The organism is Micromonospora sp. NPDC001898 (genome assembly GCF_042891255.1).
Lineage (GTDB): Bacteria > Actinomycetota > Actinomycetes > Mycobacteriales > Micromonosporaceae > Micromonospora.
In genome coordinates, this window is the sequence record NZ_JBIATC010000003.1 from 354,930 (window position 1) to 381,487 (window position 26,558).

At 73.9% G+C, this 26,558-nt stretch carries 22 protein-coding genes; 8 read left to right on the forward strand and 14 right to left on the reverse strand.

Annotated elements, in window-relative coordinates; genetic code table 11:
- Nucleotides 1-20: 20 nt before the first annotated feature.
- Nucleotides 21-1,421 (reverse strand): class I adenylate-forming enzyme family protein, encoded by a 1,401-nt coding sequence (locus tag ACFYZF_RS09465; protein ID WP_387017589.1) that lies wholly within the window; start codon nt 1,419-1,421, stop codon nt 21-23.
- 431 nt (nt 1,422-1,852) lie between these two features.
- Between ACFYZF_RS09465 and ACFYZF_RS09470 the strand changes: the two genes are divergently transcribed.
- Complete coding sequence (locus ACFYZF_RS09470) at nt 1,853-5,440, forward strand: trypsin-like peptidase domain-containing protein (protein ID WP_387017590.1); 3,588 nt, start codon at nt 1,853-1,855, stop codon at nt 5,438-5,440.
- A 51-nt stretch (nt 5,441-5,491) separates the two neighbouring features.
- Here the strand turns inward: ACFYZF_RS09470 and ACFYZF_RS09475 are convergent, their stop codons facing one another.
- The 9 genes from ACFYZF_RS09475 to ACFYZF_RS09515 are packed head-to-tail and all read right to left on the reverse strand — an operon-like array spanning nt 5,492 to nt 13,599.
- Complete coding sequence (locus tag ACFYZF_RS09475; protein ID WP_161683984.1) at nt 5,492-5,812, reverse strand: antibiotic biosynthesis monooxygenase; 321 nt, start codon at nt 5,810-5,812, stop codon at nt 5,492-5,494.
- A complete protein-coding gene (locus tag ACFYZF_RS09480) occupies nt 5,809-7,098 on the reverse strand; it encodes a beta-ketoacyl synthase N-terminal-like domain-containing protein (protein ID WP_387017591.1) in 1,290 nt (429 codons plus the stop codon). Before ACFYZF_RS09480 ends, ACFYZF_RS09475 begins: the two co-directional genes overlap by 4 nt.
- Nucleotides 7,095-8,369, reverse strand: a complete 1,275-nt coding sequence (locus tag ACFYZF_RS09485) for a beta-ketoacyl-[acyl-carrier-protein] synthase family protein (protein ID WP_387017593.1) — start codon at nt 8,367-8,369, stop codon at nt 7,095-7,097. Before ACFYZF_RS09485 ends, ACFYZF_RS09480 begins: the two co-directional genes overlap by 4 nt.
- On the reverse strand, nt 8,366-8,800 hold the full coding sequence (locus ACFYZF_RS09490) for a cupin domain-containing protein (RefSeq protein ID WP_387017595.1): 435 nt from the start codon (nt 8,798-8,800) through the stop codon (nt 8,366-8,368). The genes ACFYZF_RS09485 and ACFYZF_RS09490 overlap by 4 nt, the downstream gene beginning before the upstream one ends.
- On the reverse strand, nt 8,793-9,521 hold the full coding sequence (locus ACFYZF_RS09495; RefSeq protein WP_387017596.1) for an SRPBCC family protein: 729 nt from the start codon (nt 9,519-9,521) through the stop codon (nt 8,793-8,795). The genes ACFYZF_RS09490 and ACFYZF_RS09495 overlap by 8 nt, the downstream gene beginning before the upstream one ends.
- Nucleotides 9,521-10,978 (reverse strand): acetyl/propionyl/methylcrotonyl-CoA carboxylase subunit alpha, encoded by a 1,458-nt coding sequence (locus ACFYZF_RS09500; protein ID WP_387017597.1) that lies wholly within the window; start codon nt 10,976-10,978, stop codon nt 9,521-9,523. Before ACFYZF_RS09500 ends, ACFYZF_RS09495 begins: the two co-directional genes overlap by 1 nt.
- A 13-nt stretch (nt 10,979-10,991) precedes the next feature.
- The gene (gene accB, locus ACFYZF_RS09505; protein WP_387018396.1) at nt 10,992-11,420 is read right to left on the reverse strand and encodes an acetyl-CoA carboxylase biotin carboxyl carrier protein; all 429 of its coding nucleotides are present in this window, start codon (nt 11,418-11,420) and stop codon (nt 10,992-10,994) included.
- Nucleotides 11,421-11,431: 11 nt separating this feature from the next.
- A complete protein-coding gene (locus ACFYZF_RS09510; protein WP_387017599.1) occupies nt 11,432-13,384 on the reverse strand; it encodes an acetyl-CoA carboxylase carboxyltransferase subunit alpha in 1,953 nt (650 codons plus the stop codon).
- Nucleotides 13,381-13,599 (reverse strand): hypothetical protein, encoded by a 219-nt coding sequence (locus ACFYZF_RS09515; protein WP_387017601.1) that lies wholly within the window; start codon nt 13,597-13,599, stop codon nt 13,381-13,383. Before ACFYZF_RS09515 ends, ACFYZF_RS09510 begins: the two co-directional genes overlap by 4 nt.
- A gap of 442 nt (nt 13,600-14,041) precedes the next feature.
- Between ACFYZF_RS09515 and ACFYZF_RS09520 the strand changes: the two genes are divergently transcribed.
- The 4 genes from ACFYZF_RS09520 to ACFYZF_RS09535 all read left to right on the forward strand — a co-directional run bounded on the left by ACFYZF_RS09520 (nt 14,042) and on the right by ACFYZF_RS09535 (nt 18,324).
- Nucleotides 14,042-14,854 carry a BTAD domain-containing putative transcriptional regulator gene (locus tag ACFYZF_RS09520; protein ID WP_387017603.1) on the forward strand — a complete coding sequence of 271 codons (813 nt, stop codon included), beginning with the start codon at nt 14,042-14,044 and terminating at the stop codon, nt 14,852-14,854.
- Nucleotides 14,855-15,039: 185 nt separating this feature from the next.
- Nucleotides 15,040-15,390: a TcmI family type II polyketide cyclase gene (locus ACFYZF_RS09525; protein WP_387017605.1), complete on the forward strand. Its 351-nt coding sequence runs from the start codon at nt 15,040-15,042 to the stop codon at nt 15,388-15,390.
- A 15-nt stretch (nt 15,391-15,405) separates the two neighbouring features.
- Nucleotides 15,406-16,755, forward strand: coding sequence for an FAD-dependent oxidoreductase (locus tag ACFYZF_RS09530; protein ID WP_387017607.1), 1,350 nt, complete (start codon nt 15,406-15,408; stop codon nt 16,753-16,755).
- Between the two features lie 279 nt (nt 16,756-17,034).
- Entirely contained in the window at nt 17,035-18,324 is a 1,290-nt protein-coding gene (locus ACFYZF_RS09535; protein ID WP_387017608.1) for a hypothetical protein, read from the forward strand.
- Between the two features lie 331 nt (nt 18,325-18,655).
- Here the strand turns inward: ACFYZF_RS09535 and ACFYZF_RS09540 are convergent, their stop codons facing one another.
- Entirely contained in the window at nt 18,656-19,543 is an 888-nt protein-coding gene (locus ACFYZF_RS09540; RefSeq protein ID WP_387017609.1) for an NAD(P)H-binding protein, read from the reverse strand.
- Nucleotides 19,544-19,661: 118 nt separating this feature from the next.
- Here ACFYZF_RS09540 and ACFYZF_RS09545 point away from each other — a divergent pair, with 118 nt between their 5' ends.
- Nucleotides 19,662-20,276: a TetR/AcrR family transcriptional regulator gene (locus ACFYZF_RS09545; protein ID WP_387017611.1), complete on the forward strand. Its 615-nt coding sequence runs from the start codon at nt 19,662-19,664 to the stop codon at nt 20,274-20,276.
- A gap of 170 nt (nt 20,277-20,446) precedes the next feature.
- A complete protein-coding gene (locus ACFYZF_RS09550; RefSeq protein WP_350888920.1) occupies nt 20,447-20,656 on the forward strand; it encodes a hypothetical protein in 210 nt (69 codons plus the stop codon).
- A 245-nt stretch (nt 20,657-20,901) separates the two neighbouring features.
- Here the strand turns inward: ACFYZF_RS09550 and ACFYZF_RS09555 are convergent, their stop codons facing one another.
- A complete protein-coding gene (locus ACFYZF_RS09555; RefSeq protein ID WP_387017613.1) occupies nt 20,902-22,518 on the reverse strand; it encodes an MFS transporter in 1,617 nt (538 codons plus the stop codon).
- Here ACFYZF_RS09555 and ACFYZF_RS09560 point away from each other — a divergent pair.
- On the forward strand, nt 22,517-23,026 hold the full coding sequence (locus tag ACFYZF_RS09560; protein WP_387017615.1) for a MarR family winged helix-turn-helix transcriptional regulator: 510 nt from the start codon (nt 22,517-22,519) through the stop codon (nt 23,024-23,026). The two genes, ACFYZF_RS09555 and ACFYZF_RS09560, sit on opposite strands and share 2 nt — an antisense overlap.
- Nucleotides 23,027-23,195: 169 nt before the next feature.
- Here ACFYZF_RS09560 and ACFYZF_RS09565 read toward each other — a convergent pair whose 3' ends face one another.
- Together ACFYZF_RS09565 and ACFYZF_RS09570 are read right to left on the reverse strand one after the other, a co-directional pair.
- Nucleotides 23,196-25,331, reverse strand: a complete 2,136-nt coding sequence (locus ACFYZF_RS09565; RefSeq protein WP_387017616.1) for an amino acid transporter — start codon at nt 25,329-25,331, stop codon at nt 23,196-23,198.
- Nucleotides 25,332-25,722: 391 nt separating this feature from the next.
- Nucleotides 25,723-26,493, reverse strand: coding sequence for a DUF5995 family protein (locus ACFYZF_RS09570; protein WP_387017618.1), 771 nt, complete (start codon nt 26,491-26,493; stop codon nt 25,723-25,725).
- Nucleotides 26,494-26,558: the final 65 nt, after the last annotated feature.

Here is a 26,558-nt window from a genome sequence, read left to right on the forward strand (position 1 = left end):
GGACCGCCGGAGCAGGCCGGTCACGGCGTGGCCGCCCGCAGCGCCTGGGTCGAACGGACCAGCTTGCCGGTGGTGGTCCGGGGCAGCCGGTCGAGCAGGTGCAACGTCCGGGGCCGCTTGTAGCCGGCGAGACGCTCGGCGAGCGACTTCTCCAGCGCCTCCTCCGACAGCGGCCCGTCCGGCTGCACGTACGCGGTGATGCCGTCGTCGTAGACCACCACGGCGGCGCCGACACCGGGCAGCCCGGCGAGGGTCGCCTCGACCTCGGTTAGGTCGACCTTCATCCCGCCCACGGACACCTGGGAGTCGAGCCGGCCCCGCACGGTCACCAGGCCGGTGTCCGGGTCGACGGTGCCGGCGTCGCGGGTGTGCAGCCAGCCGTCGGACCAGCGGTCCGGGTCGGAGAGCCCGACGTAGGGCGACTCCGGGCAGCTCACCCAGAGCTCGCCGGTGGCGGACTCGCGCACCTCGATGCCGGGGGCGGGGGCGATCGCCGGGCGGTGCCAGCCGTGCAGATCGGTGCCGATCACCCCGACCTCGGTCATCCCGTACATGTTGCCCAGCGGCACCCCGAACCGGTCGGTGAACGCGGCGACGACGGCCGCCGGGACCAGCTCGCCGCCGGTCGTCATCCGCTTGAGCTGCGGCAGCGGGCCGGTCGCCCGGGTGGAGGCCAGCAGTCCGATGTGGAAGGGCACGCCGAGCACGGTGGCGGGGCTGTCGTCGGCGGCGACGGCGGCGAGCACCGCGTCGCCGCTGAGCCGGTCCGGCGCGACCAGCGTGATCCGGGCGTGCAGGCCGTAGAGCAGGCCGCCCACCAGACCCAGCACGTGCACCATGGACGGCAGCAGGATGATCCGTTCCCCGGGCAGCGCGACCCCGTCGATCCGGGTGTAGCGGCGCACCTCGGCGACGAGCGAGGCGGCGCTGCGACCGATCACCTTGGACGGTCCCGTGGATCCGGAGCTGAGCTGGATCACCGCGTGCGGGCTGCCGGCCGGCCGGTCCGAGTGGGCGGTGACGCCCTCGGTCACGTCGACGAAGACCTTCAGCGCGCCGGGGCCGGTGCGCACCGGGGCCACCACGACCTGCGGGGTGAGCCGCTCCAGGGCGCGCTCCACCTCGTGGTCGGTGAGCCGGTGGTCCAGCAGGATGGCCTGCGCGCCGCTGCGCCAGGTGGCCAGCAGGTTCACCACGTACGCCAGCGACGGAGGCAGCCGCAGCGCGACGGCCCCGCCGGGGCGCAGCCCGCCCTCGGCGAGCCGGGCCTGGGCCTCGCCGACCAGCCGGCGCAGGGTGCCCCGGTCCACCGGGTCGGGCAGCCGGAAACAAACGTCGGTCGACGGGCCGGCCAACAACACTTCGTCAACCCAGGCAGGGTCGTCTACTGTAGATTCCTCTGCCGAACGATCCTTGCTCACTGTGGTCTACCGCCCAGCATCGAAAAGGGCGCAACCGCCCAATATGGTGCGTCTTTCGGAGTGATGACGGAACACTACGACAAGCGCCGAGACCATTACTAGATGCGAATGGCTAGATCAAAAAGGTCGGCCGGCCCGATTGCCGGTCGTCCGGTTCGGCGGGCAGGATCGGCCGCGACGCGGTGGCCGGCGGTAGCCTGCCCGCGTACCCCCGGCGTCCGGCGGGGGCGTGAGCCTGCCCGCCGGAAGGCGGGCCCACCGGGGCGGCAGCCTGCCCGCCGCACGGGCCCGAGACCCCGACAGCCTGCCCGCCGCCACGGGGACGAGGCCGGGCCCGGCCTCGTCCCCGTGGCGGCGCGAACCCGGCATGATGGTCGGAGGGCCGCCCCCGGCCCGGCCCCTGCCGATCGACCGACGGGAACGGGTTGACCGTGGACGGAACGCGCCGCATCCCGATCGAGGCCGCTCTGGTCCGCCTCTGGAAGGGCGACACCCCGGTCGGCGCGGGCTTCCTCGCCGGGCCGAGTCACCTGCTCACCGCCGCCCACGTGGTGGCCGCCGCGCTCGGCTGCCCGGCCGACGGCGACCCGCCCGCCGACGCGGTCGAGGTGGACTTTCCGCTGCTCGCCCCGGGCCGCCGGCTGACCGCCGAGGTCGTCGCCTGGCAGCCGGTCGCCCCCGAACACACCGGCGACGTCGCCGGGCTCCGGCTGCTCTCCCCGCCCCCACCCGGGGCGAGGCCGCTCAGCTTCGCCCGGCACCGCAGCCTCTCCGACGCCCAACTGGTCATGGTGGGCTTCCCGGCCAACCTGAGAATGGGTGGCTGGGTGTACGGCCGCACCGGCGGCGCGGTCGCCACCGGCTGGGTGGAGATCCTCAGCGACGACCGCCGACCGTCCACGCTGGAAAGAGGCTTCTCCGGATCACCCGTGTGGGACACCGAGGTCGACGCCGTGATCGGCATGGTGGTGCAGAAGGCCAGCGGCACCCCGCCCCGGATCGGCTACCTGCTCCCCACCGACCGGCTCCTGCCGGCCTGGCCGGAGCTGGCCCGGGTCGCCGAGGGCGAAGCCCCGTTCCGGGGGTTACGGGCGTTCGGCGAGCAGGACGAGGCGCTCTTCTTCGGCCGCACCGAGCAGGCGGAGCAGCTCGCCCGGCAGGCGCTGTCCGTGCCGGTGCTCTGCCTGGTCGGGCCGTCGGGGGTCGGCAAGACCTCGCTGTTGCACGCCGGGGTGCTCGCCCGGCTGCGCCGCACGCCGCGCCTCGCCGTCGCCGTCCTGCGCCCGTCGGACGCGGCCACCGGGCTGCACGCCCTTGCCCTGGCACTGGACCGGCTGACCGACCCGGACCCGGTGGACCGGTCGGACGGGACGGCCGCCACCGTCCGGAATCCGGTCGACCGGGTGGACCGGGTGGCCGCCCTGGCCGCCCGGCTGGCCGACGGGGGCGGGGCCGACGTGCTGGCGGTCGTGCTCGCCGCCACCGGTGCCGACCGGCTGGTCCTCGTGGTGGACCAGTTCGAGGAGGCGCTCGCCCAACCGGAGGCGGCCCGCCGTGGCCTGACCGACGCGCTGGGCGCGGCGCTGCGCCCGGGGGCGCGGGTGTCGGTCCTGCTCGCCCTGCGGGACACCTTCCTCGGGGCGTGTCTGCGCGAGCCGGCGATGACGGAGCTGACCGCCCGCTGGCTGCCGGCCACCGTCGCCGAACTCTCCCCGTCCCAGTTGCGCGAGGTGGTCACCGGGCCGCTGGCCCGGGCCGGCACGGTGAGCGCGGAGGCCGGGCTGGTCGACCGGATCGTCGACGACGTGCGGGACGCGCCGAACGCGCTGCCCCTGGTCCAGTTCACCCTGACCGAGCTGTGGCAGCGCCGGCACGCCGGGCTGCTCACACACCGGGCGTACGACGAGCTGGGCGGGGTGCGGGGCGCGCTGGCCGGCTACGCCGAGCGGGTGTGGGGCAACCTCGACCCGGCGGCCCGGAACGCGGCGGAACGACTGCTGGTCCAGCTCACCCGGCCGCTGCCCGAGTCCGGGCTGTCGGTGCGCCGTACCGCCGCCCTGGCCGACCTGGACGACGCGCAGCTCGCGGTCGCCCAGCGGTTGGCCACCACCCGGCTGCTGGCGCTGCGGGCCACCGGCGCGACGCCCGGCGTCGAGCTGGCCCACGAGTCGCTGGTGACCCGGTGGGAGCGGCTGTGCGCGCTCACCGACCGGCACCGCGAGTTCCGCGCCTGGCAGGAGATGCTGCGGCTGCGGATGGCCGGCACGCCGGCCGGTGACGCGGCGGGGCGGCGTCGGCTCACCGGCGGGGACCTGCACGACGCCCGGCGCTGGGCCGGCACGCACGGCGACCAGCTCGCCCCCGCCGAACGCGCCTTCGTCGCCGACAGCCTGCGCCGGCGCAACCGGCGGGCCCTCGCGGCCCTCCTCGTCCTGGTGGTCGTCGTGGGAGCGGTGGGGGGCGCGTGGCGCACCACCGCCGAACAGCGTGCCGAGATCGCCGCCGCCGACCTCGTCACGAAGGCCGGCGCTCGGGCGGGGGTGGACAGCTACGGGGCGAACCAGCTCGCGCTGCGGGCCTGGCGCACCGACCCCGACGTGTCGTTCAAATTCAGCACCCCGGACTGGTACGAGGGGGTGGACGCGCTGCTGCCGCACTACGCGGGCACGCGGAGCACCAGGGCGCAGCCCACCCCCAGCGACGCGTCCGGCGAGCCGCCCACCGGCGAGTGGTTCGGCAGCGACCTGTCGCAGCAGCTCAGCGCCGACGGCACCCACCTGGTCACACAGGACGCGGCGCTCCGCCCCGCGCTGTGGCAGCTGACCGACGCCGTCCGCCGCGACGGCGCCGTGACCTCAGTGGCCCGGACGGGCGTCGTCGCCGGCCGGCCCGTGATCAGCCGCTCCGGCCACCGGGTCGCGTTCGTCCAGACGGTCGTGCCCGTCCTGCGGACGGGCGCGCCGGTGGACGACGAGGGGCTGCCGAAGCCCGACCCGGCCGACTACCCCGCCTGCCGGCCCGCCTCGCTGTTCGAGGCGTTGAGCTGCCTCGTGGTCTACGACACCGGGGCGCGGCGGGTGAGCCTCGCGGTGCCGCTGGGCGGGATGGCGGCCGCCCTGCGGGTCCGGGCCATCAGCATCGACCCCACCGGGGAGGTGCTGGCCCTCGTGACGCCGGGCAGCGGAAAGCCCGGCGACCCGGGCGCGGACCTAAACACCGTCGTCCTGTACGACCTGCGCACCGGGGCGGAACGCGGCCGGGTCACCCTGGCCTGGCGCAGCACGGTCGTCAAGCTCTGGCTGGGCCCCGGCGGGCGCAGCGCGCTGCTGGTCGAGGCGCCCTCGGGCGACGGCGGCACGCCCGGTCCGCCGATCGCCCTGTCCGCCGCGGACCTGACCGGGGCGACCGCCCGGCGGGTCCTGGTCGACGGGATCAGCGACGTGGCGATGAGCGCGGACTGGAGCACGCTCGCCGTCACCACGCGGGACCGGACCCGCGACAACGCCCGGGTCAGCGTCCTGGACACCGCCTCGCTGCGCCCGAAGGCCCCGGTGATCGACCTGCGGCCGGAGGAACGGAACGGGTCCATCGCCCTGGACGCGACCGGGTCGACCCTGGTGCTGTCCTGGCGGCGCGACCTGCTCAGCGCCACCGCCAGCGACATCCGGGAGCTGTCCACCAGCTCCACCCCCGAGGTGAGCGTGTGGTCGCTGCCCGACGGGGCGCGCTCCGGCGAGCGCCGCACCCACTCCGGGGAGTGGCGGGCGGTGCTGCCGTTGGGCCGGGGCCCGGACGGACCGGTGGCGGTGCTGGACAACAGCACGATCGGCGTCGCCCTGCCGGCGGCCGGGAAGCCGCCGCCGCTGCGCCGCCTGGCGGACACCGCCGGCACGGGCCGCCACTCCGTCGACGACGTGATGGACCGGCTCTGCGGGCTGCTGGCCGACCCGAACACCGACGACGCCGTACGCGAACTCGCGCCGGACGACGCCCACCAGGGAAAGCTGTGCCCGGGCTGAGGCGGGGCCGGTCCCGGCCACGCCCTCCGGCCCGTCCCGCGTGGGCTCTGATCACGCCAGAGCGGGCGTCTGCGCGTAGACCAGGAAGCGCAGCGACAACTCCTCCTCGCTGAAGCACTCGCGCAGCGGCCGCACCAGGTCCCGGTGCTGCGCGCTGCGCTCCCACGCCTCGAACGCGGCCAGGTTGACCCACTCGCTGGTGATCAACCACTGCTCCGGGTCGGCGGCCGAGCGGCACACCTGGTCCACCAGGTGCCCCGGCGTCCCCTCGGCGACCAGGTGCCGGATCGACTGGTACGCGCGGAGGAAGTCCCCCGTGCGCTCGTCCGGCACCCGCACCAGGAACACCACCCGGGCCCGCTGTTCGATCATGCGTCCGCTCCTCTCGTCACGCCGGGCTCGGCCGCCCGGCGGGGTTGTGGCGCCGGGCGGCCCGGCGCGCCGCGCAGCACCAGCGCGCTGTTGAAACCGTCGAACCCGCGCGCGCCGACGAGCGCCACCCGGGAGGCGGGCCGGCGCGGCTCGCGCAGGAAGTCCAGCTCGCAGCCGTCGGCGGGGCGGTCCGGGCCGGCGGAGGCGGGCAGCGTGTCGTGCGCGAAGGCGAGCAGGGCCGTGGCCACGTCCAGCGCCGCCCCGCCCTGATGGGCCCGGCCGGTCAGCGGCTTCTGGGTGGTCACCGGGACTCCACCCGCCCCGAACACCGCGCGCAGCGCGTCGGCCTCGGCCCGGTCGTGGCGGGGGGTGCCCAGCGCGTCGGGCAGCACCACGTCCACCTCGTCCGGGGCGACCCCCGCCCGGTCCAGGGCCAGCCGCATCGCCCGGGCGTACTGGGCGGGGTCGCCCGCCGAGTCGGGGGCGGTGTGCGCGGCGTCGTGGGTGGACCCCCACCCGGTGACCTCCCCGTAGACCCGGGCACCCCGGGCCAGGGCGTGCCCCAACTCCTCCACCACGAACACCGCGCCGCCCTCCGCCGGGACGTACCCGGCGGCGTCGGCGTCGAAGGGCCGGTACGCCCGCTGCGGGTCGTCCTCCGTGCTGAGCAGCCCGGAGGCGAGCTGACAGGCCAGCGCGTACGGGCTCAGCGGGCACTCGGTGGCCCCGGCGATCACCACCGGGGTGCCCCGGCGCACGGTGCGCACCGCGTGCGCGAGGCTGTCCAGCCCGCCGGCGGACTCGCTGACCAGCACCCCGCACGGGCCCTTGAACTGGTGGTGGATGGAGAGCTGCCCGACGCTGGCCGCGTAGAACCAGGCGATCGACTGGTACGCCCCGACGGTGCGCGACGGGCCGCCCCAGAGCCGTTGCAGCTCCCGCTGGCCGAACAGGTTCCCGCCCGAGGAACTGGCCAGGGTGACCGCGTACCCGTACGGATCGGGGGCCCGCTCGGGCAGCCCCGCGTCGGCCAGCGCCAGCCGGGTGGCGGCGAACCCCAGGTGGGTCCACCGGTCGGTCTGTACCAGCCGTCGGTTGTCCGCCCAGGTCAGCGCCTCGAAGCCGGGCACCTCACCGGCGAGCCGGGTGGGGTAGGACGCCGGGTCGAACAGGGTGATCGGGCCGGTGCGCCGGGTCCGCGTGGACACCGTGGACCAGTGCGCGTCGGCACCGACGCCACTCGGGGCGACCACCCCGATGCCGGTGACCACCGCCCGGGCGGTCACGCGGCCACCTGCGCGGACAGCCGGCGGAACAGCATCGCCGACTGGAAGCCGCCGAAGCCGCTGCCCACCGACAGCGCCACGTCCACCGGCAGCTCCCGCGCCACGTTCGGCACGTAGTCCAGGTCGCACTCCGGGTCGCGGGTGGCCCAGTTGGCCGTCGGCGGCACCACCCCGTACTCGACGGCCAGGGCGCAGGCGGCCATCTCGATGGAGCCGATCGCGCCGAGCGAGTGCCCCACCATGGACTTGATGGAGCTGATCGGCACCCGGTGGGCGGCCTCGCCGAGGGCCCGCTTGAACGCCGCCGTCTCGTGCCGGTCGTTCTGCCGGGTGCCGGAGCCGTGCGCGCTGATGTAGGAGACCTGCGAGGCGTTCAGCCGGGCCTGCTTCAGGGTGGCCGAGATGGCCAGCCCCATCTCCAGCCCGTCGGGGCGCAGCCCGGTCATGTGGTAGCCGTTGCTGCGGCTGGCGTACCCGGCCAGCTCGCAGTAGACGTGCGCGCCCCGGCGGCGGGCGTGCCCGTACTCCTCCAGCACCAGCACGGCCGCGCCCTCGGCGAGGACGAAGCCGTGCCGGTCGGCATCGAAGGGGCGCGAGGCGTGCGCCGGGTCGTCGTTGTCGGGGCTGGTCGCCTTGATCGCGTCGAAGGAGGCGACGGTGACCGGGGAGATCGGCGAGTCGGCCGCCCCGGCCAGCACGATGTCGGCCTCGCCGTCGGCGATGAGCTGGTGGGCGTACCCGATGGCGTCGATGCCGGAGGTGCAACCGGTGGAGATCACCTGCGCCGGGCCGTGCAGCCCGTGCCGGCAGGCCACGTCGGCGGCCAGGCTGCTGGGGATCAGGGCCTGGTACAGGTACGGGCCGCCGCGCGCGTGGTCGACGAGCCAGCGGCTGCCGGAGTCGCTGACGGCGACGTACTCCTGTTCGAGGGCCATGGTGCCGCCGACGGCGGTGCCGAGCACCACCCCGGCGCGGTCCCGCTCGGCGTCGGTCAGTTCCAGCCCGCTATCGGCGATCGCCTCGATCGAGCAGGCCAGCGCGAACTGCACGTACCGGTCGGCGCGGCGCCGCTCGGCCTCGGTGAGCCCGGCGGCAACGGGGTCGAAGTCGCACTCGGCGGCGATCCGGGAGCGGAACGGCGACGGGTCGAAGAAGCTGATCCGCCGCGTCGCCGTACGCCCCTCGGTGATCGTCTTCCAGAATCGGTCCCGGGTCGCGCCGCCCGGGGCGACCACCCCGATGCCGGTCACCACCGTGCGGCGCGCGGTCACGACGCGCCCCGCTGTTCGGCCAGTTCGGTGTCGACGTGCCCGAGCTCCGGGCGGGGTGCGAGCGGACCCAGGTGGAACACCACCTCGGCCGGCTCGGTGCCGGTGTTGCGCAGCCGGTGCCGGACGTTGACCGGCACGAACAGGGACTCGCCGGTGGCCAGCGGCACGGGGCGGTCGTCCAGGTCGACGGTGATGGACCCGCGCGTCACGTACAGGAACTCCTCGCTGTAGGGGTGGTAGTGCTCGGCGATCCGCTCCCCCGGGGCCAGGGCCGCCACCCCCATGAACCCGGAGGTGCTGCCGACCGTCTTCGGGCCGAGCAGCACCCGCAGCTCGCCGCCGCGGCGCCGGTCGGCCGGCACGTCCCGGCCGGCGACGGGCCGGTGCGCCGGTACGCCGGCCGCCGGCCGCTGGTCGGTGGTCTCACTCATCGTCGCCTCCGGTGGTGGTGGAGCGGATCCCGGCCGCCCGCTCGATCCGTTCCTTGATCACCGCGAGCTGGACGCGGCTGTTGGCGTTGATCCGCGCGGTCATCCCCGCGTTGTCCAGCGGCGCCTGCGGGCGCATCGCGAAGTCCTGCACCCAGGTCATCCGGGTGCCGTCGGGCTCGGTGTCGTAGCGCCAGTGGATGCGCATGTACTCGAACGGGCCGGTCTCCACCCGGTGCGCCCGCACCTCGCGGTTCTCCCAGTCGGTGGTGCGTTCGCTGACCCAGCTCCACACCGTGCCGTTCTCGTCCGGGTGCATGGTCAGCCGGAACCGGACGGTGCGGCCGTCGCGTTCGAGGATGTCCACCGCGGCGTACTCGGTGAACAGGTCCGGCCAGTTCGCCACGTCGTTGGTCAGCTTCCAGACCAGCGGCAGGGGCGCGGCGATGACGATGCCGTTCTCGGTGTGCCCGGGCGGATCGGTCTCCCGGGCGACCAGGTCGGCGACGGCGTCGATGCTCAGCTGCCCGGCCTCCTCCGGGATGCGCACCCGGTACCGGTCGGCGAGCACGGCGGACAGTTCGAGCAGGGCGAGCGAGTCCATGCCGAGTTCCTCCAGGGACGCGGCCGGTTCCCGGGCCGCGACCTCGGCGTCCAGGCCGCAGTGCGCCACCAGGATCTCGGTGATCTCGGTGGTCAACGGTCGGCCGTGGGTGACGGTCATCAGTTCCTCCTCTGGTCGGGGCCGGACGGCACGGCGCCGTCGGCGGTCGGGGCTGCGGCACCGGCCGCGGCGTCGGCGGCCGGGGCTGCGGCGTCGGCGGCCGGGTCGGCGGCCCGCAGCAGCCGGTCGACCAGGCCGGTCGAGTAGCGCCCCTTGCGGAAGGCGGCGTCGTCGAGCACCTGCCGGACGAAGGGGATGGTGGTCCGCACACCCTGCCCGCCGATGTCGAACTCGCCGAGCGCCCGTTCCAGGCGGTCCAGCGCCAGCTCCCGCTCCGGCGCCCACACGGCGACCTTGGCGAGCAGGGAGTCGTAGTGGGGGCCGACGACGTAGCCGGGCCGCCCGTGGGTGTCCACCCGGGTGAACGGCCCCCCGGGCGGGTGGAACCGGTCCAGCCGGCCGGGGGTGGGCGCGAACCCGCGCTCCGGGTCTTCCACGTTGACCCGGCACTCCACCGCGACTCCGTGCGGGCGGACGTCGGACTGTCGCATTCGCAGCGGCACCCCGGCGGCGATGTGCAGCTGCTCGTGCACCAGGTCGATCCCGGTGATCATCTCGGTGACCGGGTGCTCCACCTGGATCCGACAGTTGATCTCCAGGAAGTGGAACCGGTCGGCGTCGTCCACCAGGAACTCCACCGTGCCCGCGCCGGTGAAGCCGACCTCCAGCACCCCCCGCAGCGCGGCCCGCTCGATGCTGTCGACGACGGCCGCCGGCAGCGACGGGGCGGGTGCCTCCTCCACCAGCTTCTGGTGCCGCCGCTGCACCGAGCAGTCCCGGGTGCCCAGGTGCACGCCGTTGCCGCTGTCGTCGCAGAGCACCTGCACCTCGACGTGCCGCGCGTCGGTCAGGTACCGCTCGACGTACACCCGGTCGTCGCCGAAGGCGGCCTGGGCGGCGGCCCGGGTCCGCGCGTACGCCCGGGGCAGGTCGCCCGGGGTGTGCACCACGGTCATGCCCCGCCCGCCACCACCGGCGGCGGCCTTCACGATCACCGGGTAGCCGACCTCGGCGGCGATCTCGGCGGCCCGCTGCGCCGTCGGCAGGGTCTCCACGCTGCCCGGGGGCAACGGCAGCCCGGCCCGGCGCATCCACGCCCGCGCGGTGGCCTTGTCCGCCAACGCGGACATCACCGGCGGGGGCGGACCGATGAACGTGAGCCCGTTGTCGGCGCAGATCTCGGCGAAGTCGGCGTCCTCGGAGAGGAACCCGTAGCCCGGGTGCACGGCCTGCGCCCCCGTGCGCCGGGCCGCCTCCACGATCGCCGCCGCGTTGAGGTAGCTGCGCCGGGCCTCCGCCGGCCCGATCCGGACCGCCTCGTCGGCCAGTCGCACCACCGCGGAATCGGCGTCGGCGCTGGAGTAGACGGCCACCGTCCGCACGCCCAACTCCCGGCACGCCCGCAACACCCGCAACGCGATCTCGCCCCGATTGGCGATCAGCACCTTCTCGAACATGTCCCCACCCGACCTAGGCCGGTTCCAGCGCGACCAGCGGCTGGTCGTACTCGACCGGCGCCGCGTCGTCGGCGAGCACCGCCGCCACCCGGCCGGCCCGGTCCGCTGTGACCTCGTTCATCAGCTTCATCGCCTCGACGATCCCGACCACCTGACCGGCCCGGACCAGGTCCCCGACCGCGACGAACGGCGCGGCGCCGGGTTCCGGCGCGCGGTAGAACGTGCCGACGATCGGCGACCGCACGACGGCGCGGTCGGTCTCCTCGCGCGGCGGCGCGAGCTCGGCGCGCGGGGCGGCCGGCTGCTCCGCCGCCCCGTGCCACTCCACCTCCAGGGCGGTCTCCCCGCTGCTCAGCCGCACCCGGCGCACCGGGCCGGCCAGCTCGGCGACGAGGGCCCGGGCGTGTCGGCGCAGCCCCGCCAGCACCGCGTCGTCCGGCATCGTCTCGGCGCTCACCGGACGACCCCCACCGTCGCGCCCGCGCCGCCGGTCCGGGCCGCGCCGTACCGGCGGAACCGCTGCCGGCGGCGGCGTACCAGCGTCACGGGCGGCACGTCGAGCAGCGGGGTCAGGTTCGCCAGCACCGCCCGGCGCAGCAGTTCCCCGGCGGCCTCCGGGTCCGCGTGGGCCGCCGGTTCCGGCTCCGCCACGACCTCGTCGGCGATGCCGAGCGCGCACAGGTCCGGCGCGGTCAGCCGCAGCGCCCGGGCGGCCAGCGGGGCCGCGGAGCCGTCCGGCCAGAGAATCGCGGCGCACCCCTCGGGGCTGATCACCGAGTAGACCGCGTGCTGGAGCATCAGCACCCGGTCGGCGACCGCGAGGGCCAGCGCCCCGCCGCTGCCGCCCTCACCGGTGACCACCGCGACCACCGGCACCGGCAGGCTGCTCAGGGTGAGGATGTTCTCGGCGATGGCCGCCGCCTGTCCCTGCTCCTCGGCGCGTACCCCGGGGTCGGCCCCGGGGGTGTCGACGAGGGTGACCACCGGCAGGCCCAGCCGGGCCGCGAGCCGCATCAGCCGCAGCGCCTTGCGGTGCCCGGCGGGGCTGGCCATCCCGAAGTTACGGGCGACGAGCTCGGCGGTGTTGTGCCCCTTCTGGTGCCCGATGACCATCACGTGCCGGTCGCCGAGCCGGGCCAGCCCGCCGACCACGGCCGGGCAGTCGGCGCCGAGCCGGTCGCCGTGCAGCTCGACGAAGCCGTCGAACGCGATGTCGAGGTAGTCCAGGGTGGTCGGTCGGCCCGGGTGACGGGCCGTCCGCACCGTGTCCCACGGGTCACGCGCACCCGCCCTGCCCCCGTCGGCCCTGCCCCCGTCGGCCCGGACCCCGTCGCCCCTGCCCTCGTCGGCCCTGCCCTCGTCGGCCCGGACCCCGTCGCTCCGGCCCGCCGCCGCACGGTCGTCCGGAGCGCCGCCCAGCCGACCGGGCGGCCCGTCTACCCCGGCGCGACCGTCCGGCGCGGCGCTCGTGGCGCGGCCCGGCGGGGCGGCGAGCCCGACGCGGCTGTGGCCGCCCGGCCCGGCGGCCGGCTGGCGGGGCATCAGCTGCCCGGCCTCCGGCCGGCACACCAGCCGCCGGTCCGCCGCCCGCCGGTCCGCACGGGCCGAGCGGGCCGCCGCGAGCAGCACCAGCAGCCGTGCCCGCAGGGACCGCCGCTGCACCACCATGTCGACCTGACCGTGCCGCAGCAGGAACTCGGCGGTCTGGAACCCCTCGGGCAGGTCGCGCCCGGTGACCTGGCGGATCACCCGGGGGCCGGCGAAGCCCATCCGCGCGCCGCTCTCGGCCAGCACCACGTCCGTGTTGGTGGCGAACGACGCCGCCACACCCCCGTACGTCGGGTCGGTCAGCACGCTCACCGTCAGCAGCCCCGCCTCGCGCAGCGCCGCCACCGCCTGGCTCACCGTGGCCATCTGCATCAGCGACAGGGCACCCTCCTGCATCCGCGCCCCGCCCGAGGCGGTGACCAGCACCAGCGGGACGCCGTCGGTCAGCGCCCGCTCGGCGGTACGGGTGATCAACTCGCCGACCACGCAGCCGAGGCTGCCGCCGAGGAACCGGAAGTCCATCACCGCGAGCGCCACCGGATGGCCCCCGATCGTGGCCGTGCCGCAGACCACCGCCTCGGGCAGGCCGGTGGCCGCCCGGGCCGCCACCAGCCGGTGCGGGTACGGCAACGCGTCGACGAAGCTGATCGGGTCCACGTCGTCGGGACGGTCCGGCAGCGCGGCGAAGGACGACGGGTCCACCAGCTGACGCAGCCGCTCCGGCGCGCCGAGCCGGACGTGCGAGCCGCACTCCGGGCAGACGTCCAGGTTGCGCCGCAGCCGCTTGCGGTAGAGCAGGGCCTCGCACCCGTCGCAGCGCGACCAGAGCTGCTCGCCGTGCCCGATGGTGGCGGTCACGGCCGCCGCCCGGCTGTCGGCTCCCAGCGGTGGCAGCAGCCCGCCCCCGGCCCCCGGCCCGGCTGCCCGGCATCCTCCGGGCGGACGTGGCGGTCGTACGGCCGGCACGGCGGCCGGTGACGGGACTCGGCCGGGCGCGGCAGCTCCGTCGCGCCGGGCCCGGTGAAGACCCCGGCAGCCGGGGCCACCGGGGCGACAATCAGCGAACGATCCATGGACGTGCCTCCCTAGGGCGCGTGGCGGACGTGGCCTGGCCCGTTCGTACATGGCCTGGCCCGTTCGTCACGCGGGACGACTGCCGCCACGGTGCGCGTGCCGCCGTCACAGCGGCGTCACCACCGACCCCGGATCGGACACGACCTATGGTGACGGTGCGTTGATGCAAGCTGTGAATAATCCATGCCGCACCTTTGAATCACCTGACGGTGACGACAAGTTTTCGCAGTTGGGAAGGTGTCAATCAGGTGACATGGCCCGCGCCACCAAGGACAGCATGTTGACTCACCGTAATCACTGGGGTTAACCTCCGAGAGGGCCAGCCCGGTGGTCGCGGCGCTCGGTCCGGTGCCTTGTGGAGCCACCGGCGACAGTGGCGTCCCGGGCACGCCGCACCGGGACACGACAGTCCGGACGAGGTCCGGTGCAGGGGGTGCCGCCGTGACCGCTGATCCGCCCACGCCGACCACGTTGGACGGCCCCTCCCCACAGGTCTCGCTGCACCTGCTCGGCGGCTTCCGCCTGCTGCACGACGGAACCCCCGTCGTCGTCCCCCGCGGGCTGCAACGGGTCCTCGCGCTGATCGGGCTGCGCCCCGGCGCCACCCGCAGCCACCTCGCCGGCATGCTCTGGCCCGAGGCGCCCGAGGAGCGCGCCCTGTCCTCCCTGCGGACCGCGCTCTGGCGGCTGCGCCAGGACCCGTGCTGCCCGCTGGTCACCACCGGCGACACCGCGCGCCTGCACCCCCACGTCCGGCTCGACGTCGACGAGCTGACCACCACCGCCGCCCGGGTACGCGACGGCGACGACCCGGGCACCACCAGCGCCGCCCGCACCGCCGGCCGACACGACCTGCTGCCCGGCTGGTACGACGACTGGGTGCTGCTGGACCGGGAACGACTGCGCCAGTTGCGGCTGCACATGCTGGAACAGGTGGCCCGCAACCACATCGCGGCGGGCCGGCACGGCGAGGCCCTGGAGGCCGCGCTGGAGGCGATGGCGGCTGAACCGCTACGCGAGACGCCGCACCGGCTGGTGGTCCGCATCCACCTCGCCGAGGGCAACGTGTTCGAGGCCGTGCACGCCTTCTACGCCTACCGCGACATGCTCCTGCGGGAGCTGCGCCTGGAGCCGTCCCCGGCCATGTCCGCCCTGCTGCACGACACGCTGGCACCGATCCGGCGGGCCACCCGGCCGGCCGCGCCCGAGCCACGCCGCGAGCCGCTCCCCCGCACCGGCCCCCGCCCGCGCTGACCCGCGCCGGGGTTGGCCGACTCGTTCCCGTTCCCGGCTGGCCCCGCCCCGCACCGCCGGCGGTCCCGTCACCGTCGCCACACGGACAGTGACGGCGACGTGACAGGGCGGCCGGCAAGGTGGGCGGCAACGGTGCACGCGGTCACCCGACCTGATCCAGGAGCACCACCGGCGGGAGGGGTCCCATGAGTCGTCTACTAATCGTCAGCCGGATCATCCCCGGCGCGGAAGGCCGGGTGGCACAGATCTTCGCCGAGGCCGACGCGACGGAACTACCGGGCCTCACCGGGGTCCGGCACCGCTCCCTGTACTGCCTGCACGACCTGTGCGTACACCTGATGGAGACCGAGGACGTCGACCCCGACGTCCTGGCCGAGGCGCGCAACCACCCGCTCTATCTCCAGGTCAACGAGCGGCTCTCCGCGCACACCTCGCCGTACCTGCCGACGTGGCGCTCACCGCGCGACGCGATGGCCGGCTGCTTCTACAGCTGGGACGCCACCTCGTCGGTCAGCACGACCGGCACGGTCGGCTGACACGGAGCCGGCCCCGTGTCAGCCAAAGCACCACACGTACTGGTCATCGGGGCCGGCACCGGCGGCCTGTGCCTGGCCCACGGGCTACGCCGGGCCGGCATCGACGTCTCGGTGCACGAGCGCCACACCACCCGCGCCGACGGCCTGCTCGGCTACCGCGTCGGCATCAGCCCCACCGGCAGCAGGGCCCTGCGCGAGTGCCTGCCGCCGGAGCTGTTCGACACCTTCGTCGTCACCTGCGCCCGCGCCCCCCGCTACTTCAACGTCATCACCGAGCGGCTGCGCCAGACCGCGTCGTTCGAGCTGCGCCCGGACACCCACCCGGTCGACACCGAACGCTCCGTCGCACGGATGACCCTGCGCCAGGTGCTGCTCACCGGCCTGGAGGACGTCGTCCACTTCGGCCGGACCTTCACCCGGTACGAACAACGCGACGACGGCACCGTCACCGCCCACTTCGCCGACGGCAGCAGCGCCACCGGCGACCTGCTGGTCGCCGCGGACGGCACGCACTCCGCGGTCCGCCGCCAGTACCTGCCGCACGCCGCCAGCCGGGACGCCGGCACGATCAACATCGCCACCCGGATCCCGCTGACCGACCACACGCGCGAGCTGATCCCGGAGCGGCTCCAGCAGGGCATCTCCCTGATCTTCGGCGCCGGTGGGATGATGGGCGTGCTGCACGTGATGGAGTTCAAGTGGGACCGCCACGGCGAGATCAAGCCCGGGGTCACCGACGCCGACGCCGCACTGTTGCGCCGCTGGCCGGGCCTGCGCCACGACACCACCCGCGACAACATCAACCTCATCGTGTGGAGCACCACCCGCCGGTTCCCCGCCGACATCATGCGCCGACGAGACGGCGAACTGGTCGAGGTCGCCCAGGAACTCACCCGCGGCTGGCATCCGCAGCTACGCGAGTTGCTGGCCCGCTGCGACCCGGGCAGCGCCCTGCCGGTCAAGGTCTCCACCGCCGAGCCGGTCCCACCGTGGAAGAGCAGCACCGTCACCCTGATCGGCGACGCGATCCACAGCATGACCCCGGGCCGCGGGGTCGGCGCGAACACCGCCCTGCGCGACGCCGCCCTGCTCACCCGTCAGATCAGACTGGCGGCCTCCGGCGACAAGACCCTGGTGCAGGCCGTCGCCGACTACGAGGCCGCGATGATCCCGTACGGCTTCGCCCGGGTCGCCGACTCGTTGCGCAGCAGCGGCACCAGCGGCGACGACGCGCTGTTCCGGCCGGTGATCGGCCGGCTCGCGCTGCTCGGGGCGCGCAGCTACTTCGGCGTCACCAGCCGGGTGCCCGCGCTGCGCCGCAGGTTCGTCGACGACTTCTACACCTACCGCGGCGAGGCCGACTGACCCAGCCCGCGCGGGCCCGGTACCGTCCTGCGGTGCCGGGCCCGCGCTGTCCGGGTCCGTTCGCGTGCCCTCGGTGGACGACGGGGCCGGCGACGCGGCGGAGCGCGGGCACCCCGCCGCACCACGTTCAGTCACCCCACCACCACCTAGGGTGCGAAGCATCCCACCAGCACTGGAAGCCACGGTCCTCCCTGACGCCGACACGGCGCGTGTGCGAAGCTGCGACGGATTTTTCTCGCGACTTTTCACCGAACACACTCAATAAAGGGGAGGTTTGCCGTGCCGTCGACTTTCGGGCAATGGCTGATCGTGATCCTGGCTCTGCTGCTGGGCGCGGCGGCCGGATGGGTGCTACGCGGCCGGCAGGACGCGCCGGCCACCGTTACGCCCATCGTGGAGGGCGACCCCGTCGCCGGGGTGGCCGTGGTGTCCGGCCCGACCGCCGAGGCCACCGTCGACACGCACCGGCCGGAGGCGATCGTGGCCCCTGCCGTGGCCCCGGCCGCCGTGGTCGACCCGCCCGCCCCGGAGACCGCCGAGGCGACCCGGCCGGGCGCGGTCCTCGCCGACAAGGACCCGACCGTCTTCGCCCCGGCCGACACCGCCACCACAGGGGTTCCCGCCGACGTCGAGCCCGGCCCGGCCCCCGCCTCCGCTCCTGCCACCGACCCGAGCTCGGTGGACGCGGTCACGACCGACGCGCTCTCGGCCGACGCTACCGTTGACAACGGAACGCCGAAGGCCGGCCCGTTCGCCGACAAGGGCCGGACGGACGACGAGGCCAGCCCGGCCGAGCCAGCCAGCCCGGCCCACACCGGGGCCGCGCCGGTCGAGGCCACCCCCGCGCAGGTGACTCCGGCCGAGGCCACCCTCACCGAGGCCGCTCCCGCCGCGACCACGCCCGACGGGGGCCCGGCGGAGAAGCCCGCTCCTGTCGCGACCCCGTCGGCCGAGGAAGCTCCGGTCCCGGTTGCGGTCCCGGCAGTAGCCGGACCAATCGTGCCGGCCCCCCGGGCCGCCGCTGACGACGCCGAGCCGGCGCCGGCTGTTCCCGGCGACGCCGAGCCGGCTGTTCCCGGCGACGCCGAGCCGGCTGTTCCCGGCGACGCCGAGCCGGCTGTTCCCGGCGACGCCGAGCCGGCTGTTCCCGGCGACGTGGAGCCGGCCCCGGCCGTTTCCGTCGACGCCGAGCCGACCCAGGCCGTTTCCGGCGACGCCGAGGTGCCCGGAGCCGAGTCCCGGAACGGCGTCGACGAGGCCAGCCCGTCGGTGCCGGACGCGGCCCCCGTCGCCGCTCCGGCAGCCGGTCCCGCAGCCGCCGACGACTTCCGGCGCATCCAGGGCATCGGGCCGAAGATGGCCGCCGCGCTCCAGGACGCCGGCATCCGTACCTACCGGCAACTCGCCGGCCTGAACGAGGCCGCGCTGCGGGACACCATCCGCGCCGCCGGCCTCCGGGGGACGCCGAGCTTGGCCACCTGGCCTCAGCAGGCTGCGGTGCTCGCGGGCGCCTCGGCTGAGGCCGACCGGGCCCTCCCCGCGCCGGTCGGCGCCGACGACCTGTCCTGATCGACGACGCCGGTCGATGGCTCCGCACGGGGCCATCGACCAGAGCGCCGTTCCTCGTCAGCACCCGGGCAACGGCGCTCTGGTCGCCGGCGCCATGTTCAGCCTCAGTCAGCCGAAGGCGGGGCAACCCGGCCGCCTCCGGCTGACGGTCCACGCAGGCCCGGCGCCGTTCCCGGTCGGCCGGGCCGACCTGGGGCGCGAGGTTGTCCGACCGGGTCTCGCAGTCCCGCCCCGACGGCCCACCTGCTGACGCTCACGCAGTTCCCCTGGCCGGTGCTCAGGTAATGGAGGGCTTGGTAAGGCGTGAGTGGAGTTGTTGGAAGGGGATTGGTCAATCCGTCGGGTGAGGGTTCCCGGTGAACGAAGTGGCGTGGTCGGTGGCCCACTGGCGGAAGGTTCGCGCTGGCCTTCCGAGAAGGGCGGACACCGTGGAGGTGACGTATGCCGGGCGTCCCGTCGCGGCGTTCCACGCGGCCAGGAGCATGTCCACGGCCGGGCGCGAAATCTCTGGGGTCTCGCGTCGGAACTCGTCGGGCGGCATTTCCTCGAACGTTAGCTGGCGACCCAGCGCGTCTCCGATGATGCGTACCTGTTCGGCCTGAGTGAGTGACTCGGGGCCGGTCAGGACGTAGTCGCCGCCGGCGTGTCCGCTTTCGTGCAGGGTCCGCGCGACGACCGCGGCCACGTCTCGATCGTCGACCGGGGCTGTCTCGGCCACGCCGTATGGCCACCGGACCACGCCGTCGCCACGGATCGCGGCGGCCCACCAGAGCAGGGCGTTCGACGCGAACATCCCCGGCCGGATGATCGTCGAGTCAAGTCCGGTGGCCGCGATGAGCCGCTCGATCTCGGCGTGCAACGCCGCCATCGGGTTCGGTTGCTGGAAGAACGGGTGCGGGGTCCGGTGCGGTGCGGACAGGTAGACGACCCGCTGTGTGTGGACGGCCAGCCGGTCGACGACGGCCGCTGCGGTCTGCGGCGGGGCGGTCCAGACCAGAAAGACCGTTCTGATGGCGTGCAGCGCGGTGTCGAGCGATTCGGGCACGGTGAGATCACCGGTGACGATCTCGACGTTGGTGGGCAGTGTCGCCGCCGACTCGGAGCGGCGCACGAGGGCGCGGACCGGCACGCCCGCATCGGTCAGCAGGTCGACCACGGCGCGGCCGATGCGTCCGGTCGCCCCGGTGACGAGCACCGGAGGCCCTTCTGTGGGCGTCATGGCATCGTCGCCGTCGCCGTCGCCGACGAAGTGCGGCGAGTGTCTGTCTGTTCCATGGCCCCATTGAAACGTTACCGAATTAAATACGCAACTCGGTAATGAATGTTACCCTGATAAGGTGAGCGAGCCGGTCGGGCTGCGGGCCCGCAAGAAGGTACGAACCCGGGACGCGATCGCTGGTACGGCGATCTCGCTGTTCCTGGCGCGCGGGTTCGACCAGGTATCGGTGTCCGACATCGCCGCAGCGGCCGAGGTGTCGAAACCAACCCTGTTCCGCTACTTCGCCACCAAGGAAGACCTCGTCCTGCACCGCTTCGCGGACCACAGCGGTGAGGCCGCACGCGTGGTCCACGACCGGCGCCCCGGTATCACGCCGATCGCGGCGCTGCACCGGCATTTCCGGGCCGGTCTCGATCGCTTCGAGCCCGTCACCGGCCTCAACGATCATCCCGAGGTGGTGGCGTTTCATCGGCTGGTGTTCACCACCCCAAGCCTGGCGGGGCGGCTTCTGCAGTACATGCTCGACGATGAGGCCGCATTGGCCGCCATCCTCGACCCGGGTATCGGGGGCCGACTGCAAGCCGCCCAGGTAATCGCGGTTCAACGCGTACTGGCCCGGACCAACTGGCAGAAAATCGCCGACGGGCGGACCGCACACGATGTGCAACCCGAGGCGGTCGCCGAGGCAGACCAAGCCTTCGCCCAACTGTGCCACGCAACGGGCAGCTCCTAGCCCGCTGCGCCCGCACAAACCGGCCAGCGCCGCCGGGTGTGGGGCTGTCTCGCAAGGATCCACAGACCGCCTGCTCGGCCCGGACGCCGTTTAGCCGCTCGCCGCGGATGGGTACAACGGGGCCACCTCGACCTACCACAACCTCGACCTACCACAACCCGGAGGAAGCCATGCGGCGTGGCCCGTCGATTTTGGGAATCATCCTTGTCATCTGGCTCGTCATCGGTGCGATCGCCGCAGGCCAGCGTGGCTACTACAAAGGCGACGACACGAACTGCGCCGAGGCGGGCACCATCCTGGTGACCATCGTGGCCGGTCCGCTGAACTACATCGGCGCCAACCCGAAGGTCGACTGCGACCTTCCCGAGCCGTCCAAGTAGACCCGCTCGCCCCGGCCCGCGCCCCCGCCCCGGGGGCGCGGGCCGTTGTATGCCCGCCGGCCCCGGTCCCGCCCTCCCGGGACGGGAGCCGAGGTGCCCCTTGTCGGGCGGGACACTTCGGGCAAGGCGCCCTAGGAGGCCAGCTCGAAGATCACCCTTGGCGTGACTATATCGAGGGCGGCCCTGTGCGCGGTCCGTTAGGGCCGGCCGGGGGCCGCTTGTCGTGCACGGTCCCCGGCCGGGGCTCACACGGTGAGGTGCTGCTTGGTGCCGGAGCCGTCGGAAGTTGCCTCGGGGGTGATGCCGTGCTGCTCTTCTTCGGGGCGGCCCTTCTTGGGCAGCAGGAAGGTGATCGCGAGGAAGACCACCAGTAGGCACGCCTGGACGATCAGCGCACGGTGGAAGCCGCCGGTGAAGTCACCGGTCTTGGCCTGGGCGAAGAACACCGAGCCGAAGACCGCGACGCCGATGGAACCGCCGACCGCCTGGACCGCCGACAGGACACCGGAGGCGGATCCGATCTCGTCGTCGTCGACCGCCGCCAGGATGAAGCTGAACAGGGCGGCGATCACCATGCCGGCACCGACGCCCGTCACCGTCACGCCGGGAACGATGTCCCAGATCGAGAACGAGGCGGCATCAAGGCCGTCGAGCTCGAACCACAGCACGGCCGCGCCGGCCAGCTGGACCAGCGGTCCGATCTGCAGCACCTTGCGGCCGATCTTGTCCGCGAGGAACGCGCCGCTGACCGCGCCGCCGATCGCAGTTCCCACCGCGAGGGGCAGGTTGCCCAGTCCCGCCTCACCGGCGGTGAAGTGCTGGCCGATCTGGAGGAACAGGGTCAGCACGAGCTGGGTGCCGATGAGCCCGCCGAAGAACAGGGCGATGCCGCCGAGCCCGACGGTGAAGGCCGGCTTGCGCAGCAGGCCCGGGGTCACCAACGGCTCGCGGCCTGCGGCGGCCATGCGGCGCTGCTGGAGTGCGAAGAGAGCGAACCCGATCATCGACGCGGCCATGGACAGCCACGTCCACAGCGGCCAGCCGTTCTCCTGCCCCTGGTTCAGCGGCAGCACCAGCAGACCGCAGGAGATCACGACCAGGGCGGCGCCGGCCATGTCGACCTGTACCGTGTGGTCGCCCGCCTTCTTGGGCACGAACTTCGCGGCGGCGATCAGTGCCGCGATGCCGATGGGCAGGTTGATCAGGAATACCGACCGCCAGCCCAGGCCGAAGAAGTCGCCCTCGATGAGGAAGCCGCCCAGGACCGGGCCGATGATGCCGCCCAGACCGAGGACGGGTCCGAAGATCGCGAAGACCTTGGTGAGCTCGGGGCCGGAGAAGTTCTCCCGCAGCAGACCCAGGCCCTGGGGCAGCAGCATCGCTCCGGCGGTGCCCTGTAGCAGGCGGAAGGCGATCAGCGACTCGATGTTCGGCGCGACCGCGCACAGCAGTGAGGTCGCGGTGAAGGCCGCAAGGCCGATCAGGAACATCCGGCGCCGGCCGTAGCGGTCGCCGAGCCGGCCGCCGAGCACAAGCCCGGCGCCCAGGGTGAGGGCGTAGCCGCCGATCACCCATTGCAGTCCGACGGACCCGGCACCGAGGGACTGCTCCAAGTCCGGTCCGGCGACGTTGACGATCGAGGCGTCCAGGAGATCCATGATCTCCGCGACGATCATCACTGCCAGGATCAGCCATCGCCACCGGTAGGGCTCGGTCGTCTCGTCGGGGGTGGGGGACGGGTCACGCACGTCAGATGCCTCCATGGTGAAATAATTCCACCATGAAGGTAAAGTGGCGGCGGGTAGGTTGTCAAAGCGGGATGGCCGTGCGGACCGCGTGACAGGAGAGAAGGGCGGAGGCATGGAGGAAGCAGTACGCAACGGTGTCCCGGAGCAGCGTGAACGGCTGATGGAGTCGCTGAGGATCTACGGCGGCCACTACGCCGAGCTCAGCCGGCGCTTCGCCGCCTGGCTGGGCCTGCACTCCACGGATGCGACCGCGGTCCTGGAGATCGCCGCCGCCGAGGAGCGCGGCACCCCCCTGTCACCGGCGCGGCTGAGCGAGCGAATCTCCCTGTCCACGCCAGCCACCACCGCACTGCTGAACCGTCTCGAATCGGCCGGGCACATCACCCGCGCCCGCGAGCACTCCGACCGGCGCATCATCACGCTGCGCAGCGGCGGGCACATCCAGGAACGGGCGGACGAGTTCTTCGGCCCGCTCGCCCACCGCCTCGACGCCGCGATGTCGCCCTATCCGCCCCAGTTCCTGGAACAGGTCGAAGCGTTCATGGCCGACCTGAACACCACCATGGACAGCCACCTCACGGAACAGGACCCGGCGCCACCACGCTCCCTCCGCACCCCCTGATGGACGAACTCCCCTGACCGGCTTGCTCCCCGCCGCCCAGCCAGCTTCCCCTCAGGGAGCGACCCTGGTGGCCTGTCAGGAGCGCGTGCTGGAACTGCTCGGAACTGTCCGACGGGACAGGGCGGCCGTGCCACACGGTGGTCTCCGACGGCGGTTCGCCGTCCCGCCGTCAGCCGCCGACGTGGATGCCCGGACGGCGGGACGGGTCCGGCTCGGACTTGCGGATGATCTCCCGCACCACGGGCGGGGTGTCACCCCGGCCGAGGATCAGGTACCGCAGCAGGTGGGCGATGGGGTTGCCCTCGGACCACTCGAAGTGGGCGTGCGGGCGTACCCCGGTGGCGTCGCGCAACGCGAGCAGGATCGCGGCGATCGCGTTCGGCACGGCCGGGCTCGCCGCCCGCAGCACCCGGAACCCGCCGGCCTCCACGCCGTGCACCCGCAGCACCCGGCTGAACTCCGACGGGTCGACCACGTCGATCTCCAGGAACAGCACGTCGGCGGCGCCCGGGACCGGGTTCATGCCGCGCTGCGCGCGCTCCTTGACCCGGTACTCCTCGACCGTGCCGCTGTCGCGCTTCTTGGCGATCAGGTGCAACCGGCCGTCGTGGGCCAGCGACTCGGCGACGAACCGGCGGGCGTCGTCGTCGAACTCGATCCGCTCGGCACGCAGCTCGGTGGTGCGGGTGACCCGGGAGATCAGCGAGACGGCGACGATGCCGGCCACGAACATGCCGGAGATGGCGATCCCGTCCGGCTTCTCGATCACGTTCTCGGCCAGGGCGTAGAGCAGCACCGCCGTGAGCACGGCGAAGCCGGCCGCGGCGGACCGCTGGCGGGCGGTGACCGCCGCGGCGGTCACCGCCACCGCGCCGGAGACCATCATCGCCAGGATGCCGGTGGCGTACGCGCCGGCCTGGGCGGTGACGTCGGCGCGGAAGGCGACGGTGATGGCGATGCTGATCAGCGTGTAGACGATCACCACCGGGCGCACCGCCCGCCCCCACTCCGGGGCCATCCCGTACATGGGCAGGTAACGCGGCACGATGTTGATCAAACCAGCCATCGCGGAGGCGCCGGCGAACCAGAGGATCAGCACGCTGCTGACGTCGTAGGCGGTGCCGAACCCCTCGCCGAGGCGCTCGTGGGCCAGCCAGGCCAGCGCCCGACCGTTGGCCGCGCCGCCCGGCTGGAACTCCCGCGCCGGGATCAGCACGGTGGTGACGAAGGTGGTGCCGACCAGGTACACCGACATGATCAGCGCGGCGGTGGTGAGCAGCCGGCGGGTGTTGCGGATCCGAGCGGCCAGGCGTCCGGCGGCGTCCGGGCCGTTCCCGCGTACCAGCGGCATCATGCTCACCCCGGTCTCGAAGCCGGAGAGCCCCAGCACCAGCAGCGGGAAGGCCAGCGCCGCCGGGCCGACCACGTCGGCGAACCCGGTGCCGCCGGCGGTCAGCGCGGCGGACCAGTCGCCCACCGTGCCCGGTTCGGCGGCGATCTGCGCCAGCCCCGCCACCACGATCACCGCGTTCAGTGCGAGGAAGACCGCGACCAGCGGGATGGCCACGGTCACCGCCTCGCTGAACCCCATCAGGAACACCCCGCCCAGCACGAGCAGCAGCACCACGGTCACCGCCACCGCCGCGAGTTCGCCGTGCGGGGCGGACGCCGGCAGGTACGGGTTCTCCAGCAGGTGGACCGTGGCGTCGGCGGCCGACAGGGTGATCGTGATGATCCACGAGGTGGCGACGAAGCCGAGCAGGACGAGAACGATGATCTTGCCGCGCCAGAACGGCAGCAGCCGCTCCAACATCGCCACCGAGCCCTGCCCGTGTGGGCTCTCCCCGGCGACCCGCCGGTACATCGGCAGCATCCCGAACAGGGTCAGCGCCACGATCAGCAGCGTTGCCAGCGGGGACAGCGCCCCGGCGGCGAGCGCGGCGATGCCGGGGAGGTACGACAGGGTGGAGAAGTAGTCCACCCCGGTCAGGCACATCACCTGCCACCAGGGGTGGGTCTTCGCCTGCGCCTCCCCGGCCTCCGGCCCGACCGGCTGCACCCGATGCTGGAACAGCCAGCGGCGCAGCCGGCCGACGGGCTCGTCCCGGGGGCCGGGACGCTCGACGCGCTCGGGGATCGCCGCCGGGCCGGGGCCGCCGCGTCCGCCCAGGCGCGGGTCGCGGGCGGCCCGGTCGGCCGGGCTCGGATCCTGGGCAGGCCGCTCCTCCGGGCTCGGGTCCCGCGAGACCCGCACCCGCCGCTCCCGGGGCCGCCTCGGCCGCGCACCGTCCCGCCGCTCCGCCATGCCACGCCACCCCTTCACGCCCTGCTCCGACGGTAGGCGGTGCCGACGGCGTCGCCCGCCGGAACGGTGAGGAAGGCCGGCGGAATGGGCTCCGGACCCTGGCAAGGGGTACCGAGACGGGCGAAGCGGGCCACGCGGCGACGGGGCGCGGGCGACGACGGGGAGCAGCGCGGGGGCAGGGGCGGCGGGGACGGCGGGTCAGCTCGGCCCGACGGGGGCGGCGCGCGAGAGGCTCAGCTCAGCCCGACGAGGGCAGCGCGCGAGAGGGTCGGCCGACCAGGCGTCCCGGTGCCCGTCCAGGACTGTTCGCCGGTCGTCATCCAGCCGTCCTGCCCGAGACAGGGGGATGCCCCCGCGCTCCCCCCGGTAGCGCGGGGACCCCCCGTCCCGGCTACTGCAGGAACGCCCCGAGGGGCGACAGCAGCAGCCGGCCGAGCGCGGCGGCGTTGTCGTCCAGCCGTTCGCGCTCACACTCGCGGGCATCCGGATCGTGCCGGCAGCGCCAGACCTTCTGCGCGTTGCGCCAGGCCACGTTCCGGGTGTACTCCACCAGCTCGCCCTGGTACCAGTCGTCGATGTCGCCGTTGAGCATGTCGATCATGAGCTGCCAGTTGTCCAGGTATCCGCGGCGCAGCTCCGGGATCCGCTCCGCGAAGATCTGATTGATCTCCAGGTAGTCGTGGTGCTGGTCGCTGCCGTCGACCGGCTCGGACTCCAGGCTGTCGAACGTGGTCACCAACGCGAACGGCAGGTCGTAGTTGATGTGCGCGTTCACCCCGGCCGCGGCCGAGGGAAGCGGCCGGGCGTCCGGGCCACGCATCCGCCGGAACAGGCACGACCAGGCCCGCGGCGTGACCGGGCTCGACTCGGTCCAGTAACGCAGCGCGTCGAAGTAGCGGGCGGCGAACTCCACGTCGAGCCGGGCCAGGAAGACCGGGTCGGCGAAGCGGTCGTCGTACAGGCCGTTGAGCACGCTGGTGGTGATGGTCAGGTAGAGCTCGTTGAAGTCCGCCAGGGGGCAGCTGCGCTCCAGCGGAGGCAGCCGGACCAGCATGTCCTGGAGCTTGGTGAGGTGGTCGACCACCGCCGGCACGTCCGCCGGGTGGTCGGCCAGCAGGCCGACGATGTCCTGGTGGACAGGGCCCCAGACCGGTTCGTCCATCTCTCCTCCACTGTGGTCCGAGGCACCCCCGTGCCGCCGTCATCGGAGCACAGCCTTCCAGCCAC